Annotated in this window: 12 protein-coding genes and 3 pseudogenes; 12 read left to right on the top strand and 3 right to left on the bottom strand. The window is 74.9% G+C overall.

What is annotated here, in order from left to right:
- Positions 1-111: 111 nt before the first annotated feature.
- The 4 genes from MF406_RS05750 (at position 112) to MF406_RS05765 (ending at position 5,321) form a co-directional block, all read left to right on the top strand.
- Positions 112-1,215, top strand: a complete 1,104-nt coding sequence (locus MF406_RS05750; protein ID WP_242897006.1) for a cell wall-binding repeat-containing protein — start codon at positions 112-114, stop codon at positions 1,213-1,215.
- Positions 1,216-1,693: 478 nt separating this feature from the next.
- Complete coding sequence (locus MF406_RS05755; RefSeq protein WP_242897007.1) at positions 1,694-2,800, top strand: cell wall-binding repeat-containing protein; 1,107 nt, start codon at positions 1,694-1,696, stop codon at positions 2,798-2,800.
- 251 nt (positions 2,801-3,051) lie between these two features.
- Positions 3,052-4,347, top strand: coding sequence for a nucleotide sugar dehydrogenase (locus MF406_RS05760; RefSeq protein WP_242897008.1), 1,296 nt, complete (start codon positions 3,052-3,054; stop codon positions 4,345-4,347).
- Between the two features lie 98 nt (positions 4,348-4,445).
- Positions 4,446-5,321, top strand: a complete 876-nt coding sequence (locus tag MF406_RS05765; RefSeq protein WP_242897009.1) for a glycosyltransferase family 2 protein — start codon at positions 4,446-4,448, stop codon at positions 5,319-5,321.
- A 91-nt stretch (positions 5,322-5,412) separates the two neighbouring features.
- Here MF406_RS05765 and rfbB read toward each other — a convergent pair.
- A pseudogene (gene rfbB, locus MF406_RS05770) lies at positions 5,413-6,409 on the bottom strand (dTDP-glucose 4,6-dehydratase).
- 455 nt (positions 6,410-6,864) lie between these two features.
- On the opposite strand from rfbB, the pseudogene MF406_RS19040 reads away from it, so the two are divergent.
- The 6 genes and pseudogenes from MF406_RS19040 to MF406_RS05795 all read left to right on the top strand — a co-directional run.
- A pseudogene (locus tag MF406_RS19040) lies at positions 6,865-7,350 on the top strand (DUF6541 family protein); the annotation flags it as partial.
- Between the two features lie 43 nt (positions 7,351-7,393).
- A pseudogene (locus MF406_RS19045) lies at positions 7,394-7,555 on the top strand (DUF6541 family protein); the annotation flags it as partial.
- Positions 7,556-7,712: 157 nt separating this feature from the next.
- Complete coding sequence (locus MF406_RS05780) at positions 7,713-9,116, top strand: DUF6541 family protein (RefSeq protein ID WP_371744611.1); 1,404 nt, start codon at positions 7,713-7,715, stop codon at positions 9,114-9,116.
- 127 nt (positions 9,117-9,243) lie between these two features.
- Positions 9,244-10,068 carry an ABC transporter permease gene (locus MF406_RS05785; RefSeq protein WP_242897012.1) on the top strand — a complete coding sequence of 275 codons (825 nt, stop codon included), beginning with the start codon at positions 9,244-9,246 and terminating at the stop codon, positions 10,066-10,068.
- Positions 10,065-11,312 (top strand): ABC transporter ATP-binding protein, encoded by a 1,248-nt coding sequence (locus MF406_RS05790; RefSeq protein ID WP_242897013.1) that lies wholly within the window; start codon positions 10,065-10,067, stop codon positions 11,310-11,312. The genes MF406_RS05785 and MF406_RS05790 overlap by 4 nt, the downstream gene beginning before the upstream one ends.
- On the top strand, positions 11,309-12,676 hold the full coding sequence (locus MF406_RS05795) for a glycosyltransferase family 4 protein (RefSeq protein ID WP_242897014.1): 1,368 nt from the start codon (positions 11,309-11,311) through the stop codon (positions 12,674-12,676). Before MF406_RS05790 ends, MF406_RS05795 begins: the two co-directional genes overlap by 4 nt.
- A gap of 93 nt (positions 12,677-12,769) precedes the next feature.
- Here MF406_RS05795 and MF406_RS05800 read toward each other — a convergent pair whose 3' ends face one another.
- Complete coding sequence (locus MF406_RS05800) at positions 12,770-14,245, bottom strand: glycosyltransferase (RefSeq protein ID WP_242897015.1); 1,476 nt, start codon at positions 14,243-14,245, stop codon at positions 12,770-12,772.
- Entirely contained in the window at positions 14,242-14,730 is a 489-nt protein-coding gene (locus MF406_RS05805; RefSeq protein ID WP_242897016.1) for a hypothetical protein, read from the bottom strand. The genes MF406_RS05800 and MF406_RS05805 overlap by 4 nt, the downstream gene beginning before the upstream one ends.
- A 216-nt stretch (positions 14,731-14,946) precedes the next feature.
- Between MF406_RS05805 and MF406_RS18865 the strand changes: the two genes are divergently transcribed.
- Together MF406_RS18865 and MF406_RS05820 are read left to right on the top strand one after the other, a co-directional pair.
- Complete coding sequence (locus MF406_RS18865) at positions 14,947-17,508, top strand: glycosyltransferase (RefSeq protein ID WP_305852991.1); 2,562 nt, start codon at positions 14,947-14,949, stop codon at positions 17,506-17,508.
- A complete protein-coding gene (locus MF406_RS05820; RefSeq protein ID WP_242897017.1) occupies positions 17,505-20,426 on the top strand; it encodes a hypothetical protein in 2,922 nt (973 codons plus the stop codon). The genes MF406_RS18865 and MF406_RS05820 overlap by 4 nt, the downstream gene beginning before the upstream one ends.
- The last annotated feature ends 70 nt before the right edge of the window (positions 20,427-20,496 follow it).

The following is a 20,496-nucleotide window of genomic DNA, read 5'->3' on the forward strand; positions in this document are numbered from 1 at the left end:
AACGGTGTCGGGCCCGCGAGCAAACAGCTCGGGGAGCGCGGACCTGAATGGCACGGGCTGTGGGGACCAGCACGAACACGAACACTCCGTGACCTGAGGAGGTCAACCCACATGGGTAAGCTTGTCCGCCGCGGCTCCCTCGCCGCAGCCGCCGCCCTTGCGGCAACCATGACGCTTGCGCCCAGCGCGCTCGCCGACGACGACTCCGGCCCGATCGACATCGACGGCTCCCCCGAGGTCGCCGCCGACAACGGCCCCAACGTCTGGCGCTTCGCTGACCGCGACCGCATCGGCACCGCCCTCGAGGCCGCCGAGCGGACCGACAACCTCTGGGGTGACACCGTCATCCTGGCGACCGACGCTGACTACCCCGACGCGCTCGCCGCGGCCCCGCTGGCCGACCAGCTCGACGCCCCGGTGCTGCTCACCAAGCCCGGTGAGGAGCTCGACCGTCGGGTGGCGGCCTACCTGGCCGACGACGCCAACGGCGTCAGCAACGTCATCCTCGTCTCCGGCGAGGGTGTGCTGAAGTCCGGCATCGTCAACCAGATCGAGGACGAGCTCGGCCTCACCACCGAGCGGGTGTCCGGCGCCAACCGGTACCAGACCGCCTACCTGCTCGCGCAGGAGGCCGTGTCCTACGGCATCGCCGAGGGCGAGTACCCGAACATCTTCCTCGCCTCGGGCACCAACTTCCCGGACGCGCTGGCCGCCGGTGCGGCTGCCGCGGAGCACTCCGGCGTGGTGCTGCTGACCCAGGCCAACGGCCTGGAGCTCTACACCTTCGCCGCGCTGCAGGCCGGCGGTTGGGCCGGTGTCGACGCGATCAACCACCGCGAGGTCATCGCGATCGGTGGTCCCGCCGCCGACGCCGCCCCGAACGGCTACCTGGGCAACCCGGTCGACGTTGACACCGAGATCGTCGGTGCCAACCGGTACGAGACCGCGGCGATGACCGCGAGCGAGTACTTCGAGGACCCGGAGAACTTCGTCGTCACCTCCGGTGAGGGCTTCGCCGATGCGATCGTCGGTGGCGCCTACGCCGCGAACGTCGACGGGCCGCTGCTGCTGACGAACAACGCCGGTCTCCCGCGGGCGACCATCAACTACCTGTCCGCGAACGTGGACAACGGCGAGAACGTCTTCGTCTTCGGTGGCCCGGGCTCCGTGAGCCGTACGGTCTCCACCCAGATCGGTAACATCTTCGACTACTGAGGCTGACTGACCGCCCGCGGTCATCACCCTGTCGACGGAAGCTCCCCCAGCGTCTTGGACGCTGGGGGAGTTTTCGTCGTGCGGCGCGTCGGTGGAGCCCGACGGCTGCTGAATCCTGGCCGCCAATGGCTTCCCACCGGCCCACCGCCTCCCTCGGCCAGGTGGATGCTGACCTTGCCAGGGTGCGTCCCTGGACAGCCCGGGCCGGAGGGCCGATTCTTCCGGTTCGGAAATCTCGCCAGGACGTTAGTCTGTAGCCAGGCGGCAGGAAGAATGGCCCGCTGGGGCTCGGAATGTAACGGTTCCGTCAACCTGTTGCGCAGGAACAGGGACGCCGCTACAGTCAGCAATGACCCACCCACGTGAGGTAGCGGGGTCGGGCCTGCGGGCACCAGCTCGGGGGGCACGGACCTGAACGGCACGCGTAGTGGGGGACCAGTACCGTTCATCGACATTCCGTGACCTGAGGAGGTCCACCATGGGCAAGATTGTCCGCCGCGGCTCGCTCGCCGCCGCCGCCGCCCTCGCGGCAACCATCTCGCTTGCGCCCAGCGCGCTCGCCGACGACGACTCCGGCCCGATCGACATCGACGGCTCGCCCGAGGTCGTCGCCCCCAACGGGCCCAACGTCTGGCGCTTCGCCGACCGCGACCGCATCGGCACCGCCCTCGAGGCCGCCGAGCGGACCAACGGGGTCTGGGGCGGTGAGGACGGCAACATCGTCATCCTCGCGACCGACGCGGACTACCCCGACGCCCTCGCCGCGGCCCCGCTGGCCGACCAGCTCAACGCCCCGGTGCTGCTCACCAAGCCCGGTGAGGTCCTCGACAGCCGGGTGGCGGACTACCTGCAGGACAACGACGTTGACGATGTGATCCTCGCCTCCGGCGAGGGTGTGCTGAAGTCCGGCATCGTCAATGAGATCGAGGCGATGGGCATCGCCACCGAGCGGGTGTCTGGCGTCAACCGGTACGAGACCGCTTACCTGCTCGCGCAGGAGGCGATCAGCTACAACATCGCCGACGACGAGTACCCGAACATCTTCCTGGCCTCGGGCACCAACTTCCCGGACGCGCTGGCTGCCGGTGCGGCTGCCGCGCAGCACTCCGGCGTGGTGCTGCTGACCCAGGCCAACGGCCTGGAGCTGTACACCTTCGCCGCGCTGCAGCCGGGCGGCTACGCCGGTAACGACGCGATCAACCACCGCGAGGTCATCGCGATCGGTGGTCCCGCCGCGAACGCTGCCCCGAAGGGCTACCTGGGCAACCCTGTCGACGTCGACTTCAACATCGTCGGCAAGAACCGCTACGAGACCGCGGCGATGACCGCCGACGCGTACTTCGAGGACCCGGAGAACGTCGTCGTCGCCTCCGGTGAGGGCTTCGCCGACGCGATCGTCGGTGGCGCCTACGCCGCGAACGTCGACGGGCCGCTGCTGCTGACGAACAACGGCGGTCTCCCGCGGGCCACGATCAACTACCTGACCGGGAACGTGGACCGCGGCGAGAACGTCTTCGTCTTCGGTGGCCCCGGCGCCGTCAGCCCGGCAGTCTCCACCCAGATCGCGGAGCTGTTCCGCTACTGAGGTCACCTGACTGACCGCCTGCGGTCGTCATCTGATTGACGAGAGCTCCCCCGGCGTCCCAGACGCCGGGGGAGCTCTCGTCTGCCCCGCTGTTCCGGCAGGAATGTGACGTGGCCGACAGTTTCGCGTCCGGGTAGGTTCCGTTCCGCTCTCCGTGGTTCCGCGTCCGGAGGTTCCGCAGGCACGGACTATTCTCGGATGCGGCCCGTGGCTGGTGACGGGCCGTCCCGACGAGCCTGAACGGAAGTAGCATGCGCGTTGCCGTTGTCGCACTGGGGAAGATCGGTCTTCCCCTCGCCGCCCAGTTCGCCGATGCCGGGGCCGAGGTGGTGGGGGTAGACACCAACCCGCGCACGGTGGACCTCGTCAACGCCGCCACGGAGCCGTTCCCGGGGGAGGCGCAGCTGGCCGAGAAGCTGGCCCGGCTGGTCCCGGCCGGCCGGCTCCAGGCGACCACCAGCTACGCCCAGGCGATCCCGGGCGCGGACGCCGTCGTCGTCGTGGTGCCGCTCTTCGTCGACGACGCGACGTGGCAGCCCGACTTCACCTGGATGGAGTCCGCGACCCGGTCCCTCGCCGAGCACCTGACGCCCGGCACGCTCGTCTCCTACGAGACCACCCTGCCGGTCGGCACCACCCGCACCCGCTGGAAGCCGCTCATCGAGGAGGTCTCCGGGCTGCGCGAGGGCACCGACTTCCACCTGGTCTTCTCCCCGGAGCGGGTGCTGACCGGCCGGGTCTTCGCCGACCTGCGCCGCTACCCCAAGCTCGTCGGTGGCCTGTCCGACGCCGGCACCGCCCGCGCCGTCGAGCTCTACTCCCAGCTGCTGGCCTTCGACGAGCGGCCCGACCTGCCCCGGGCCAACGGGGTGTGGGACATGGGCACCGCGGAGGCCGCGGAGATGGCCAAGCTCGCCGAGACCACCTACCGGGACGTCAACATCGGCCTGGCCAACCAGTTCGCCGTCTTCGCGGACCGGGCCGGCATCGACATCTACCGGGTCATCGAGGCGTGCAACTCCCAGCCCTACTCCCACCTGCACCGCCCGGGGATCGCCGTCGGCGGGCACTGCATCCCGGTCTACCCGCGGCTGTACCTGTCCACCGACCCGGACGCGACGGTGGTCCGCGCCGCCCGGCAGCACAACGCCGGCATGCCCGGCTACGCGGTGGAGCGGGCCGCGGAGGTCCTCGGCGACCTCACCGGGCTGCGGGCCGTGGTCCTCGGCGCCGCCTACCGCGGCCGGGTCAAGGAGACCGCCTTCTCCGGGGTGTTCGCCACCGTCGAGACGCTGGCCGCCCGCGGCGCCCGGGTCACCGTGCACGACCCGATGTACGCCGACGCCGAGCTCACCGGCCTCGGCTGGGAGCCGTACCACCTCGGCGAGGAGGTCGACCTGGCGATCGTCCAGGCCGACCACCCGCAGTACGCCGACCTCGCGCCGTCCGACCTGCCGGGCGTCCGGCTGCTCTACGACGGTCGGGCGGTCACCGACCCGGCCCGCTGGGCCGGCGTCCCGCGGCTGACCGTCGGCGGCGGCGCCTGAGCCCGCGCGGGGCGGCGAGCGGGTGGAGCGGGCCGGCGAGCGGGTGGAGCGGGCCGGCGGGGCCGGGGCCCGGGGACCGGGGCAGTAGCCTGACCGGGATGGAACCGACCGGGACCGCTGCGACCGAACGGACCGGGACGGCCGTGCGGGTGGTCACCGTGGCGTTCAACCCCGGCCCCGAGCTGGAGACCTTCGCCCGCACCCTGGGCGACGCCACCACCGCACCGGTGCGGCTGGTGGTGGTGGACAACGGCACCGACGCCGCGGTGGTGAACGACGTCGCCGCCCGGTACGGGGCCGACGTCGTCCGCCCGGGCGCGAACCTCGGCTACGGCGCCGCCGCGAACCTCGGCGCGCGCCCCGGCACCGAGCCGTGGGTGGTGGTCGCGAACCCGGACATCGCCTGGCGGCCGGGCGCGCTCGACGCCCTCCTGGCCGCCGGCGAGCGGCACCCGCGGGCCGGCGCCCTCGGCCCGCGGATCCTCAACCCCGACGGCACGGTCTACCCCTCCGCCCGGCCGCTGCCCTCCCTCGTCCAGGGCGCCGGGCACGCCCTCCTCGGCCGGGTCTGGCCGGCGAACCCGTGGACCCGGGCGTACCACGCCGGCCAGGCGGACGGCCACGAGCGGGCGGTGGGCTGGCTCTCCGGGGCGTGCCTGCTGCTGCGGCGGGAGGCCGCGGCCGCCGTCGCCGGGTTCGACGAGGGCTACTTCATGTTCTTCGAGGACGTGGACCTCGGCGACCGGCTGGGCCGGGCCGGGTGGGAGAACGTCTACGTCCCGGCCGCCGTCGTCGTGCACGACCAGGGCGTGAGCTGGCGGGACCGGCCGGCGCCGATGATCCGCGCCCATCACCGCAGCGCCGAGCGCTACCTGCACCGCCGCTACCGCGCCGGGTACCAGGCGCCGCTGCGGTACGCGCTGTCCGCGGGCCTGCGGCTGCGGTGCTGGTGGCAGACCCGCGCCGCCCGCTGACCGAACGGTGGACCCGCGCCGCCCGCTGACACCCGGCGGCGGCCTGCGCCGCGGGACGTCCGGGGTTGACCGCCGGTCGGCGGGCCCGGGCCTACTGGCCCTGGGCCGCGTACTTCGCCTCCACGGCCGCCTTCTGCGGCCGCCACCACGCCTCGTTCTCCCGGTACCACCCGATCGTGTCCGCCAGCCCGGCCCGGAAGTCGGCGAACCGCGGGGCCCAGCCCAGCTCCTCCCGGAGCCTGGTGCTGTCGATGGCGTAGCGCAGGTCGTGCCCGGGCCGGTCGGCGACCTGCTCGTAGTCCGACCGGTCGTGGCCCATGAGCTCCAGGACGAGCTCGACGACCTCCTTGTTGGACTTCTCCCCGTCCGCGCCGATGAGGTACGTCTGCCCGATCCGGCCCTCGTCGATGATCCGCCACACCGCGGCGTTGTGGTCGCGCACGTGGATCCAGTCCCGCACGTTGGCGCCGGTGCCGTAGAGCCGGGGCCGCACGCCGTCGATGAGGTTGGTGATCTGCCGCGGGATGAACTTCTCGATGTGCTGGTAGGGCCCGTAGTTGTTGGAGCAGTTGGAGATGGTCGCCGGGACGCCGAACGACCGCACCCAGGCGCGGACCAGCAGGTCCGAGCCGGCCTTGGTGGAGGAGTACGGCGAGGACGGGTTGTACGGGGTGCGCTCGGTGAACCTCGCCGGGTCGTCCAGGCTCGAGGTCGCCGTAGACCTCGTCGGTGGAGATGTGGTGGTACCGGGTCCCGTGCCGGCGCACCGCCTCCAGCAGGGTGAAGGTGCCGACCAGGTTCGTCGTGACGAAGGGGAGGGGGTCGGTCAGCGAGTTGTCGTTGTGCGACTCCGCCGCGAAGTGGACGACGACGTCCGCCTCGGCCACCAGCGGGTCCACCACGTCCCGCTCGGCGACGTCGCCCACCACCAGGGTGACCCGGTCCCCGAGCGGGGCGAGGGAGTCGGCGTTGCCGGCGTAGGTCAGCCTGTCCAGGACGACGACGTCGGCGTCGGGGCGCTCCTGGACAGTCTGGTGGACGAAGTTGGCGCCGATGAAGCCGGCGCCACCGGTGACGAGCACGCGCACGTCGCTCTCCTCCTTCTGGGCGGTGCTGCCCGGGGCCGGGCAGGGCCCCGCGGGGCAGGGCGGGTCCAAGTATGGCCTGCCGGCTCGCGGGCCGGCGGCAAGGCCGCCTGGGCCACGTCCCCGCCGCGCCCGGCCGCGCGGCGCCTGCCGGTGCACCGACGTGCGCGCCCGCCTCCGGCCGCCCGCCGCCCGGCGCCGCCCGCGCACCGCCGGCCGCGCGCGTGCACCGCCGCCCCGGCCACGCCCCCGCGGCGTCCCGGCTCCTCCCGGCGGACGCGGTAGCGTCGGCGGGGTCCCCGGTTCCCGGCGGACACCCCCGCAACCCTCGAGGCTCTGGTGATGATCGGCCGTTCCCCCGCTGCCCCCGGCACCGCAGCCGACCCGGCGGCCGCACCGTGGGGGTGGCCCGGTGAGCCTGGGTGGCGGCGGTGCCGACGGCCCTGGCGCTGGTCGTGGTGCTGTACGGGCCGGGGTATTTGGTGCTCCGGCAGGCTCGGCGTGCGGGGGTCCTCGCCTGGGCGGCGGCGCCGGCCGTGGTGGTCGCCATGCTGGCCGTCGGGGCGGTGCTGCTCAGCGTCCTCGGCATCGCCTGGGCGCCCGGCTCGGTGCTGGTGCTCCTGGTCCTGGTCGTGGCCGGGGCCGCGGCGCTGGGCCGGCTGCGGCGGGCCGATCCCGTGGCCCTGCCGCCGCTCAGCCGGTGGCACGCCGTCCTCGCCGGTGCGGGGCTCGCCTTCGGCGCCGGCTGGCAGGGCTGGGCGTTCCTGCGGGGCATGGGCGCCCCGGACGCCCTCCAGCAGATCTTCGACCCGGTGTTCCACCTCAACGCCGCCCAGACCATCCTGCGGACCGGCGACGCCTCCTCCTTCGGCGGGCTGGACCCGATGTACGGCTCGGCGACCGGGGTGTTCTACCCCGCGGTGTGGCACTCCCTCGTCGCGCTGGTGGCCCCGCTCAGGCTCGGTGGTGGTCGCCACCAACGTGCTCATGCTGCTCACCGGGCTGCTGCTCTGGCCGCTCGGCCTGGTCGCGCTGAGCCGCGCGGTCCTCCCGGGACGTCCGCTGGTGGCGGCGACCGCGCCGGTCGTGGCGGCCTCCTTCCTCATCTTCCCGGCCAACCTCCTCGTCCTGCAGGGCATGTTCCCCTACTGCCTCGCCCTCGCCCTGGCGCCCGCCGCCGTGGCGGTCGTGGCGGCTGTCGTGCAGCGGCCCGTTGTCGGCAACCGGCGGGCGACGACGGCGGCCCCGGCGCGGTCGACGGCGGCGGGCCCGGTGCGGGCGGCGAGCGCGGCGTGGGCGGCCGCAGGTGCGTCGCCGGCCACGGCGGGCTCGGGGAGGCCGGCGGCAGGGCGGGGCGGCGGCGGGGCTGGGCTGTGTCGCCGCCCGGCACGCCCGGCGCACGGTAGCCGCGGCGCCACCGACCGTCCCGGGGCACCAGCCCGCCCCGGGGCTCCAGCCCGCCCCCGGCTTCCGGCCGAGCACGCGGGTACGGCCAAGCACGGAGCGGCGGCGGGCCGCGCGGACCCGGCCGGCTGCCCGGGTGCTGCCGCTGCTGGCGGCGGGTGCCGCCGTCGCCGGCGTGGTCGGCGCCCAGCCGGCCGGCGCCGCGGTCCTGGCCGTCCTCCTCCTGCCCCTGCTGGCGCAGGTCACCTGGGCCGCGGCCGCCCGTCTCCGCCGGGCCGGGCGGCCGCTGGATGCCGCCGCGGCGGCGCTCGTGGTGCCGCTCGCCGCCGCGGCCCTGGTGCTCGCCGTCTACACGGTGCCCCAGCTGCGCGCCATGGCCGCCTTCCCGGCCCCCGGCGGGGACGCCGGCGAGGCGCTCGTCCACGGCCTGACCTTCGCCACCACCGTGGGGTGGACGAGCCCGTGGGCCAACGCCGTCGTCGCGGTCGCCGTCCTCCTCGGAGCGGTGGTCGCGGTCCGCACGGCCCGCGCCCGCTGGCTGGCCGCGGCGTGGCTGCTCACCCTGGCGGTCTTCGTCCTGGCCGCCGGGCCGGAGACGCCGCTGCGCGCCCTGACCGGCTTCTGGTACAAGTCCGCCGACCGCACCTTCGCGATGCTGCCTACCGTCGCGGCCGTCCTCGGCGCCCTCGGCGTGGTCGCCGTCGCCGAGGCGGCCGTGCGCCTGGCCCGGCGGGCGGGGGCGGCGGCCGGCACCCCCCGGCACGCCCGGCCCGCGGGGGCCGGCGGCCGGCCCGCCGTCGCCGTCGTCGGCGTGATCCTGCTGGCCGCCCTGGTGACCTCCGGCGGGTTCCGCAACGGGGAGCGGGAGCAGGGCTGGACCGCCTGGGCCTTCCAGCCGGAGGACCTCATCCACTACCCGTACGCCACCGACGGGGAGGTGGCGATGCTCCGGTCCCTGGACGACGTGCTCCCGGCGGACGCGGTGGTGCTCGGGGACCCCCGCGGCGGGGCCGCCTTCGTCCAGGCGGTCGCCGGCGCCGTCGCCTACCTCCCGCACGTCAGCCCGTCCAGCTGGGACCCCGAGCAGCGCTTCCTCATCGAGCGCTTCGGTGATCTCCACCACGACCCGGGGGTCTGCGCCGCCGTCGTGGACGCCGGCATCGAGTACTTCTACGCCGACGACTCCGGGCCCGCCGACTGGGCGGCGCAGGCCCCCGGCCTGCACGGGGTGGACACCTCCACCGGGTTCGAGCTCCTCGCCGAGGGGGACACTGCCCGCCTCTACCGGCTCACCGCCTGCGGCTGACCGCCCGCGGGCGGCCGGCCGGGCCCAGCACGGGTCCCGCCCCGGCGGTGGCCGGTGCCGTAATCTACCCGCAGCGATGCGCCCGGCGACCGGCGCGCAGTGGAGGAGGCTTCGGCGGTTGGGAATCGTGAAGGACCTGCAGGGCTCGCGCGAGCTCGTCCTCAACCTCACCCGGCGGGAGATCAAGGGCAAGTACAAGCGCACCGCGCTCGGGCAGCTGTGGTCCCTGGCCAACCCGCTCGCCGCGATGGCCATCTACACCGTGGTCTTCGCCTTCATCATCCGGGTCCAGCCCAAGCCGGGGGACCCCAGTGGGCTGGACATCTTCGCGCTGTGGCTGCTGTGCGCGCTCCTGCCGTGGAGCTTCTTCACCAACGTCGTCAACGGCGGCATGGGCTCCCTGGTCGGCAACGAGAACCTCATCAAGAAGGTGCACTTCCCGCGCATCTCGCTGCTGGTCGCCAACTCCCTGTCCTGGCTGTTCAGCTGGTCGATCGAGATGGTCGTCCTGCTCATCGCCCTGCTGGCGGTCGGCGCGAACGTGCTGCCCTGGGTGCCGGTCGTCGTCGTCTTCATGGCCCTGATGGCGCTGTTCGCCACCGGCGTGTCCCTGATGCTCGCCGTCGCCAACGTCTACTTCCGGGACACCCAGCACTTCGTCGGGATCATCTTCCAGGTCTGGTTCTACCTCACCCCGATCCTCTACCCGGTCTCGCTGGTGGCCGACCAGTCCGCACGGGTCGGCCCGCTGGTGGGGGACGTGACGCTGCTGGACCTGTACCTGCTCAACCCGGTCGGGGAGTTCGCCACCGCGTTCCGCAACCTCCTCTACGACAACCGCTGGCCGGACCTGAGCACCATGGCGATCTGCGCGGCCTGGGCGCTGGGGACGTTCTGGGTGGGCTACCTGATCTTCAAGCGGCACGAGAAGGGACTGGCCGAGGCACTGTGAGCACCACCGCCAGCCGGAGGGCCGCCGGCAGCACGGGCGCCGCCATCAGCGTGCAGGACGTGTCGAAGAAGTTCCGCATCTTCCACGAGCGCAACCAGACCCTCAAGAGCGCGATCATGCGCGGCCGCCGCTCGGTCCACGAGGACTTCTGGGCGCTGCGGGACGTCACCTTCGACATCCCCGAGGCCGGCACCTTCGCCCTGGTCGGGGACAACGGGTCCGGCAAGTCCACCCTGCTCAAGTGCATGGCGCAGATCCTGTACCCCACCTCCGGGCGGATCGTCACCCGCGGCCGGATGGCCGCGCTGCTGGAGGTCGGGTCCGGCTTCCACCCCGAGCTCTCCGGCCGGGACAACGTCTACCTCAACGGGTCCATCCTGGGCATGACCAAGCCGGAGATCGACCGGAAGTTCGACGAGATCGTCGCCTTCTCCGGGGTGGAGCAGTTCATCGACCAGCCGGTGAAGAACTACTCCTCCGGCATGTACGTCCGGCTGGGGTTCTCCGTGGCGATCAACGTCGACCCGGAGATCCTGCTGGTCGACGAGGTCCTCGCCGTCGGCGACGCCGCCTTCCAGGAGAAGTGCGGGGAGAAGTTCGCCCAGTTCCGCCGGGAGGGCCGCACCGTCGTCCTGGTCTCGCACTCCATGCCCCAGCTGCGGACCATGGCCGACCAGGCCGCCTGGCTGGAGCAGGGCCGGCTGATGGAGGTCGGCAGCGCCAACGGGGTGCTCGAGCGGTACCTGGACTCCACCCGGGACACCACCCGGCTGGACGAGCAGGGCCGGTCCCACTGGGGCTCGGGGGAGATGGTCGTGGAGGACGTCGAGGTCATCGGCGCCGCCGGCCCGGGCAGCCCGGTCCGCACCGGGGAGGACCTGACCATCCGGGTCCACTACCGGGCCACCGAGCCGGTGGAGAACCCGGTCATCGGGGTCGGGATCGAGAGCACCGACGGCACCTACCTGTGGGCGTCCAACACCTTCGACCACGGACCCCGGCTGGGCACGGTGCGCGGGCGCGGGTACGTGGAGTGCCACGCCCCGGCGGTCGCGTTCGCCCCCGGCGGGTACGTGGTGATCACCACGCTGACCGACGCCACCACCCAGCACGTCTACGACCAGGTCCGCGACAGCGCCCGGTTCAGCGTGGAGAGCGGGGAGCAGCGGTGGTGGGGCGGGTACATCCACACCGGGTCCCGGTGGGCGGCGCCCAACCGGGTCGGCGCGGGGCCGGCGCGATGAGCCGGGTCCTCGTCGTCACCCTCGACACCCTCGCCGAGCGGATGGCCGGCCCGGCCATCCGGGCCTGGGAGATCTCCGCCGCGCTCGCCGCCGAGCACCACGTGCGGCTGGTCACCTTCGGCCGCTGCGACCGGCCCGGCGCCGGCTTCACCACCAGCCGGGTCGACGTCGGCGGCTTCCGCGCCGAGGTCGAGGGCGCCGACGTCGTCGTCGTCCAGGGCTTCGTGCTGCAGACCTTCCCCTGGCTGCAGACCGCCGAGCAGGTCCTCGTGGTGGACCTGTACGACCCGTTCCACCTGGAGTCCCTGGAGGTCGAGCGGTACCGGCCCGGCCCGGAGCGGCACGCCGCGCTGGCCAACGCGCTGCGCGAGCTGGCCGCCCAGGTCGCCCGCGGGGACCTGTTCCTGTGCGCGTCGGAGAAGCAGCGGGACCTGTGGCTCGGCCACCTCGCCGCGTCCGGCCGGGTCAACCCGGACACCTACGACGCCGACCCCTCGCTGCGCAGCCTGATCACCGTGGTGCCGTTCGGCACCGCCGCGGAGCCGCCGCGCCGCACCGCGCCGGCGGTCAAGGGCGTTGTCCCCGGCATCGGGGCCGAGGACAAGGTGGTGCTCTGGGGCGGGGGGGTCTACAACTGGTTCGACCCGCTCACCGTGGTCCGCGCGGTGGACCTGGTCCGCCGGGAGGTCCCGCAGGTGCGGCTGTACTTCCTGGGCATGAAGCACCCCAACCCGGACGTGCCGGAGATGGCGATGGCGACGGCGACCCGCCGGCTGTCCGACGAGCTCGGCCTGACCGGCACGCACGTCTTCTTCAACGAGGACTGGGTGCCCTACGAGCGCCGGGCGGACTACCTGCTGGACGCCGACGTCGGCGTCAGCGCCCACTTCGAGCACGTGGAGACCGCGTTCAGCTTCCGCACCCGGATCCTGGACTACCTGTGGGCGGACCTGCCCATCGTCACGACCGCCGGGGACACCTTCGGGGACCTGGTGGCCGCCGAGGACCTGGGGGCCACCGTGCCGACGTCGGACGTGGCGGCGATGGCCGGCGCCCTGACCCGGCTGCTCACCGACGACGGCGCCCGGCAGCGGGCGACGGCGAACGTGGCCCGGGTCGCCGAGCGGTACACCTGGCCGGTGGTGCTCGAGCCGCTGCTGCGCTTCTGCCGGGAGCCCCGCCGCGCCCGGGACGCCGAGCGGCTGTCCGCCGCGGTGCCCCCGGTGGTGGACTTCGCCGCGCTGCCGCTGCGGACCCGGCTCCGGCTGGACGCCACCGCCGCGTGGCGCCAGCTGCGCGACGGCGGCCCGGCCGCCGTCGCGGCCAAGGTGCGGCTGCGGCTGGCCAAGCGCGCGGGCCGCTGAGCGCGGGCGCCGGCCCCCTGGGTCCGGCCGGGCCGGTGCGGGGGCGGCGGGCTGCTGGGCGGGCCGGGTCGGCCGGCTCCCGAGCGGCTCCGGCTACACCCCGCGGACGTTGACGTACGGGTCTAGCGTCTTCCGCGGGTCCCACCAGGCCAGTGCCGCGCGCTCCTCGTCCTCGATCCGGGCGCGGCGGCTGCTGGACTCGAAGTGGTGCAGCCGGGCGAACGGCGTGCACACCACCCGCCGGCCGGTGGCGCCCACCTTGAGGCAGAAGTCGACGTCGTTGTAGTTCAGCGGCAACGCCTCGGAGAACCCGCCGACCTCGACGAAGACCGCCCGGGGGACCAGCAGGCACGCGCCGGTGACCGCGAGGAAGTCCAGGTCCACCACCTTGGACCCGAAGTGACCGGCGTCGTCGGCCTCGAAGATGTGCACGTGGCGGGCCTCGCCGTCGTGGTCGAAGGTCACCCCGGTGTGCTGGACCCGGCCGTCGGCGAAGAGCAGCTTGGCGCCGACCACGCCCACCCCGTCCTCGGCGGCGACGGCGACCATGCGGTCCAGCCAGCGCGGCTCGATGACCTCGGTGTCGTCGTTGAGGAGCAGGACAAGCTCCCCGCGGGCGGCCCCCACCCCGGTGTTCACCGAGCGGGAGAAGTTGAACTCCCCGGCCACCGGCGCCACCCGCAGCCGGTCGCCGAGGATCTCGGCGCACTCCTGCAGGACCTCCGGCGGGGTGTGCTCGCTGGGCACGAGCACCACTTCCAGGTTGGGGTAGGTGGTCCGCCCGACCAGCGAGCGCACCGCGTTGGTGACCAGCACGGTGTCGGCGCCGCGGACCTCCCGGCGGGCGCCGGCCGTGGGGATGACCACCGAGACCAGCGGCGGGTCCGGGACGCGGCGCCACACCCGGAGGAACCCGGGTGGCTGCCCGTCCCCGTCCCCGGTGACCTCGACCGTGGCCGGCACGCCGAGCCGGGCGTACCGGTCGGCGACGGCGTCCCGCCCGGCCGCGACGGCGGCCGCGTCCACCGGTGACCGGTCCCGCACCAGGCCCACGACCGGCACGTGCACCACCGGGTCGCCGAGCTCGGTGATCCGCAGCGCCAGGTCCCACTCCCGCGCGGGCGCGAAGTCCTCCCGGAAGCCGCCGACGCGCTCGAACAGGTCCCGCCGCACGAAGCACAGCCGCCCCAGGTACGGGTAGGCCTCCAGGTAGCGCGGGATCCAGCGGGGCTTGGTGAAGATCCCGGCGGAGCCCTCCGCCGGCCACTGCTCGTCGGTGTACAGCACCCCCGGCTCGGCGGCCGGGCTCTGCGTCAGCAGGCCGACGACGGCGCCGAGCACCCCGGGCTCGAGCCGGTCCCCGGTCTCCAGGACGGCCACGTACCTTCCGGTGCTGCCGGCGACGGCGGCGTTGAGGCGGTCGGACAGGGGCCGGCCGTCGTCCTCGGCCACGACCAGCTCCCACGGCCCCTCGCCCTGGGCGCGGAAGGAGTCAGCGGTCAGCGTCTCCGCCGTCGGGCCCGCGCCGGGGTGCGGCGCGGCGACGACGAGGGTCAGCCGGGGCCTCACGACCGGCCACGCAGCCGGCCGACGAGCCGGCGGGACGCCCCGCCCGCCCGCCGGGCAGCAGTGCCGGCCCGGCGGGCGCCACGGACGGCTCGCCGGCCGGCGCCGAGGACCGGGCTGAGCTTGTCGAGGGCCTGCCACCGGCGGGAGCCGACGATCCGCTCGGTCGTCTCCCGCGCCGCCACCGCCTCGGCCTGGGCGCCGGCCAGCTCGGCCTGGGCCGCGGCGAGCTCGGCCCGGACGTCCGCCAGCCTCCGGTCGCGCTCCTCGATCGCCGCGGACTGCGCGGCGAGCAGGTCGTGCCGCACCGCGATACCGGCCCGGGCCTGGGCCAGGGCGGCCTCCAGGTCGGCGCACCGGTGGCGCAGCCCCTCGGCCTCCAGGGCGTCCGACCGGGCCGCCTCGGCAGCGTGGGCGGCGCGGTCGTTGGTGGCGAGCGTCTCCCGCCAGTAGGGGACGAACTCGGCCGGCGGGGCGTCGGGGGGCATGGCCATACGGTAGGGGACGCGGCTGAGCGGCCGGGCGGCGGCGATGGGGGCCGAGCGCCGGCGGCGAGGGGCACCGCGGACGGCGCGACGCGCGCCGAGGCGCCGGCGGCGAGGGCCGCGTCCCGTGGCCGGCGGAGACGAGGGCCACAGCCGGCGGCCGGCCGCGCCGGGTGCGGGCGGAGGGGCCGGGCGCTGTCGTCCGGTTAGCATGCGGGAATGCGTGTCGCCCAGGTCTCGGCGCACTTCCCGCCCAACTTCGTCAGCGGCGGCACCCTCGTCCCCCAGCGCATCGCCCGCGCCGTCGCCGCTGCCGGCCACGAGAGCCTCGTCTACGCCGGGTACCTCGACGGGGACCGCCCGCCCCTGCAGACCTGGACCGACCACGACGGCGACGTCACGGTCCGGTGGGTCGTCATCACCCCGTGGACGGCCTGGGACGACCCGCGCAACAGCCTCAACCCCGACGTCGAGTCCGACTTCCGGGCCTGGCTCGAACAGGTGCGGCCGGACGTGGTCCACCTGCACTCGCTGCAGACCCTGGGCGCCTCGCTGGTCCGGGCCGCGAAGGAGTCCGGGGCGCGGGTCGTGGTGACGATGCACGACTTCTGGTGGTTCTGCGCCCGCCAGTTCCTCGCCACCACGGACCTGCGGCCATGCTCGCTGGTGGTCAGCTGCGGCACCTGCGCCTGCCAGGTCGACCATGCCTGGCTCGAGGAGCGCAACGCCCTCATCGCGCCCTACCTCGCCGACGCCGACCTCATCCTCGCCCCCTCGGCCAGCGCTGCGCGGGTGCTGGTCGCCAACGGGGCCCCGGCCGACAGGGTCGAGGTCGACGAGAACGGCCTGGAAGACGTCCCGAGCGGTGCCGCCGGGTCAGCTCCCTCCCCTGCCGGCGACACCGGCCCGGTGCGCCTGATGTTCGCCGGCGGCGCGGACCCGATGAAGGGCATCGACGTCCTCCTCGCCGCCGTGCGGGACCTGGCGGACGTCCCCGGCTGGGAGCTGGACCTGTACGGCGTGGACGCCGGCCGCGCCGGGCACGTGCCGAGCCAGGTCCAGCTGCGACCGGCGTACCCGCCCGACCAGCTCCCCGCCGTCCTGGCCGCCCACGACGTGCTCGTGCTGCCCTCGGTGATGCGCGAGTCCCACTCGATCCTCACCCGGGAGGCGCTCGCCGCCGGGCTGGCCGTCGTCTGCTCCGACACCCTGGGACCGGAGGAGGCGGTCGACCACGGCCGTAACGGGCTGGTCGTCCCGGCCGCCGACCCCGACTCCCTGGCCAGCGCCCTCCGCTCCCTGGTCACCGACCCCGCCCGCGTCGCCGGCATGAAGGGCCAGGGCGCAGCCAGCCCCATCCGGTCCTTCGCCGACCAGGCCGCCGGGCTGGTGGCCCGCTACACCGACCTGACCGCTCCCGTCCCGCCCGAGCAGGACACCTCGGACCTCCGGGCCGCGGCCGAGCAGCTCGTGCGCCGGGTGCTGTTCGTCGTCGGGATCCAGGGCGCCCCCCTCCGGTACCGGGCCCACCTGCCCGCCGAGGCCCTGCGGATGCTCGGCCGGGAGGTGGACGTGCGTCACTACCGCGACCCCGAGCTGCCCCGGCTGGTGCAGGAGGCGGACGCCGTCGTCCTGTACCGGGTGCCCGCCACAGTGCAGGTGGTCGACCTGGTCGCCGCCGTCCGGGCGCGGCCCCGGCCGGTGCCGGTGCTCTTCGACGTCGACGACCTCATCTTCGACCCGGGCCTGAAGAACCAGGTGCACGGCCTGGCCACGCTGCCGCCGGAGGAGGTCGCCCTGTGGTGGCGGGGGGTGGCCCGGTACCGCACCACGATGGAGCTGGCGGACATGTTCATCGGCAGCACCGCGGCGCTGTGCGAGCACGCCACCGCGGTGACCGGCCTGCCCGCCCGCCGGTTCGACAACGGCGTCGGCACCCTGCTCGCGCAGGCCAGCGACGACGCCCTGCAGCGGCCGCGCACCCCCGGCCCACCACGCATCGGCTACTTCTCCGGCACGACCACCCACGACGCCGACTGGGCCTACGTGGAGCCCGCGGTCATCGAGATCCTGCGGGACCGGCCCGACGTCGAGCTGTGGCTGGGCGGGCACCTCAAGCCCACCGCGGCGCTGGACCCGTTCGCCGGCCGGGTCCGCCGGCTGCCGTTCACGCCCTGGCACGAGCTGCCCGGCCTGCTGCGCGACGTCGACGTCTGCCTGGCGCCGCTGACCGAGGCCTCCCTGTTCAACGAGGCCAAGTCGGCGATCAAGTGGCTCGAGGCCGCGCTGGTCGAGACGCCCGTGGTCGCCTCGCCCACCGGCCCGTTCCGCGAGGCCATCGAGGCCGGCCGGACAGGCTTCCTGGCCGGCACCCGGGCCGAGTGGGTGGCCGGGATCGCCGCGCTGCTGGACGACCCGGCCGAGCGCCGCCGGGTCGGCACCCAGGCCCGCCGCGCGGCCCTGCTGCGCTGGTCCCCGCACGTGCAGGGCCCGGTCTACCTCGACAACCTCCTCGCCGCCGCCGAGCACGTGCGCGCCGCCGGCCCGCGCCGCCCGACCGGGTGGGAACCCGTCGTGGACGACGAGCCGCTCTCGGCCGCCGAGGCCTACGTGGAGCCCTACGCCGTGCCGGCCACCACCGGGGGAGGGGTGCCGGACCGGCTCCGGCGCCACCCGCTCGCCCGGCAGGTCGCCGCGGCCCGCCGGGTGTACCGGGCGGGCGGGGCCCGGGCGGTTGCGGCCAAGACGGCGCGCGTGGTGGCCGGCCGCCTCCGCCGGTGACCCGGCCCGACGGCGGCCGGTGGCGGCCACGCCGGGCCGGCGGCGGGTCGGCACCGGCGCCCGACCGCGCCGGCTCATCTGCGGCACGGCTGCCCGACCGCGCCGGCCGGCGCTGGTCCCCGGCCGGGGTGGCCGCCCTGCTCGCGCCCGTCCTGCTGGTGCTCCTCCTCCTCGGCCCGTCCCTGCTGGGGCTGCGCCTGTTCGCCGCGGGGGACCTCATCGACTCCCGTGCCCCCTGGGCCGAGGCCAGCCCGGTGGAGCACGTCCGCAACTCCTGCGTCTCGGACACCATCGACGGCGCCCTGCCGCACGAGCTCACCTTCCGCGACCGGGTCGCCGGCGGTGACCTCGCCCCGCTGTGGGACAACAGCGCCAGCGCCGGCATCCCGCTCGCCGCCGCCCCGTTCCAGGGCGTGGTCTCCCCGCTGTTCCTGGCCACCCTGCCGCTGCCCGACGCGGCGTTCACCGGGTGGCTGAAGCTCTTCGAGGTCCTCGTCATCCTGGCCGGCACGGTGGCGTGGGGGCGGCGGATCGGCCTGAGCGTGCCCGCTGGCGTCCTCGGCGGCTTTCTCTACGCCACCGGCTCCTTCATGGTGATGTGGACCAACTGGCCCCAGTCCCGCACCGCCGCCTTCTTCCCCCTGCTGTTCTGGGCGATGGAGCGCATCGTGCAGGACCGCACCGTCCGCTCCGCCCTGCCGTTGCCCCTGGTCATCACCGGGCTGGTCCTCGGCGGGTTCCCGGCCATCGCGGTGCACGCCGTCTACCTCGCCGCCGCCTACGCCGTCGTCCGGCTGGTCTGCCTGAACCGCGGCACGGGCACACGGGCGGACCGCGCCGGGACCGCGACTGGCCGCCCTGGTGCGGCGGCCCACCGGCCGCGCCCGGAGGGGGCGTGGCGACGTTGGGTCAAGCCCCCGCTCCTCGCGGCCGGCGGCGGCGCCGTCGCCGTGCTCCTCACCGGCTTCCAGCTCCTGCCGGCCGCCCAGCAGCTCGCCGCGACGGACCTGAGCCGGCGCGCGAACGCCTGGACGGCGACGCTCGGCTGGCCGGAGACCGTCACCACCGTCTTCCCCCAGGCCCTGGGCACCTGCCAGACGGGGGACGCCCGGTGGGGCACCTACATCCCCACCGAGGGGATCTCCTTCGTCGGTGCCGGCACCCTGGTGCTGTGCCTGGCCGCCCTGACCCTGCCGGCACCCAACGGGCGCATGCGCGGGGTGCGGCCGTTCCTGGCGGCCGGCGCCGGGCTGGTGCTGGCCGCCACCTTCCTCGGCGGCCCGGTGAACTACCTGCTCCACTTCCTGCCGTTCATGGACAGCTCCGGGCTGCACCGGATGCGCGGGGTGGGCGGGCTGCTGCTCGCGATGCTCGCCGCCGTCGGGCTGGACGCCGTCGCCCGCTCGCGGCGCCACCACGGTCGGGCCGCCTGGGCCGGGCTGCTCACCGGCCCGGTCCTCCTCGTCGCGGCCGCCGTCGCCGCCTACCGCCTCACCCCGGGGCCGCAGGAGTGGGCGCAGGCCCGCCCGGGTGTGCTCTTCGGCCTCGTCGTCGGGCTGGGGGTGGCCGCCGCGTGGGGGCTGGTCATGGTCGGCCGGGCCCGGGCGACCCGGGCGGTCGCCCTGACGGTCATCCCCCTGCTGCTGGCGGCCGACGGCCTGGTGTTCGCGTCCGCCATGTGGCCGCGCACCGACCCCGCTCAGCTCTACCGGCCCACCACCACCGACGCCTACCTGGAGGCGAACCTCGGCCACGAGCGGATGGTGGGCGTGCAGTGGACGTACTGGGCCGGCGCCGGCAGCGTCGCCGGCCTGCGCTCCCTGTCCGGCCACGTCTTCGTCCCGCAGGACTGGCGCGACCTGCTCCTCCGGGCGGACAAGCACATGTTCGCCTCCAACACCTTCCACTCGCTCAGCTCCGTCCCGGCGCTGCGCAGCCCGGTGCTGGACCGGTTCGCGGTCCGCTACGGGGTGGCCGACACCCCCACCGTCCCGCCGGGTGAGTTCCACGGCGACGGCGAGCAGGACCTGGCCAGGGCGGTCACCCTCCAGGACGCGCCGGGCGGGCGGACGGAGCCGGCCGGCACCCCGCTGCGCGGCGCCGTCGTCGAGGTCGTCACGCCAGTCGGGGACGTGCCGGAGGCCGGCGACCCCGGGCACCTGGTGGTCGAGGCGGTGGCCGCCGACGGGGAGGTCCTCGCCGAGGGCCGGCGTCGGCTGCGCGACGGCGAGGGCGGGCGGCTGACCGTGCCGGTCGCCGGGGAGGACCTGGCCCGCACCACCGAGCCGTACACCGTCCGGGTCCGGGCCGAGGGCGGACCCGAGCTGCGGGTCGCCGCCGCCGGTGGCGCCGCCGGCGCGCAGGCGGGCGGGGCCTGGGTGGGCACGGTCGTCGGCGCTGGCGACGGGCTGTCCCTGGTGGCGACCAGCGAGGCCCAGGTCTACCAGCGGACGACGGCCCTGCCCCGCTTCCGGTGGGCGCAGGAGGCCCGGGCGTGCGCCGGGGTGGACGCCTGCGCCGAGCTCATGGGGCAGGTCCCGGCGACCACGGTGCTGCTGCCGCCGGGGGACCTGGGTGAGGTCGACCTCGATGGGCAGCCGGCCGACGTCGCCGTCGCCGTGGACCAGGACGACTACCAGCGGGTCCGGGTGCGCGCGGAGGGCGCGGGCGTGCTCGTCGTCGCCGACGGCTTCCAGGAGGACTGGGTGGCCCGAGTGGACGGCGCGGAGGTGCCGATCCTGCGCGCGGACCACGCGATGCGTGGGGTGCCGGTCCCGGCCGGGGAGCACGTGGTGGAGCTGTCCTACCACCCGGTGGGCTGGACGGTGCTGCCGTGGGTGGCGCTGGCCGCCGGGGTGGGGCTGGCGGCGGTGTGGGTGGTCCTGGTCCGGCGGGACCGGCGCGGCCGGCCCGGGTGAGCGCGGGACCGGCGTGACCCGCAGAGCGAGCGGCGCGGCCGGTTGGGGGTGAGTTGGGGTGAGCGGGGCC

It is taken from the genome of Georgenia sp. TF02-10, assembly GCF_022759505.1.
Classification (GTDB): domain Bacteria; phylum Actinomycetota; class Actinomycetes; order Actinomycetales; family Actinomycetaceae; genus TF02-10.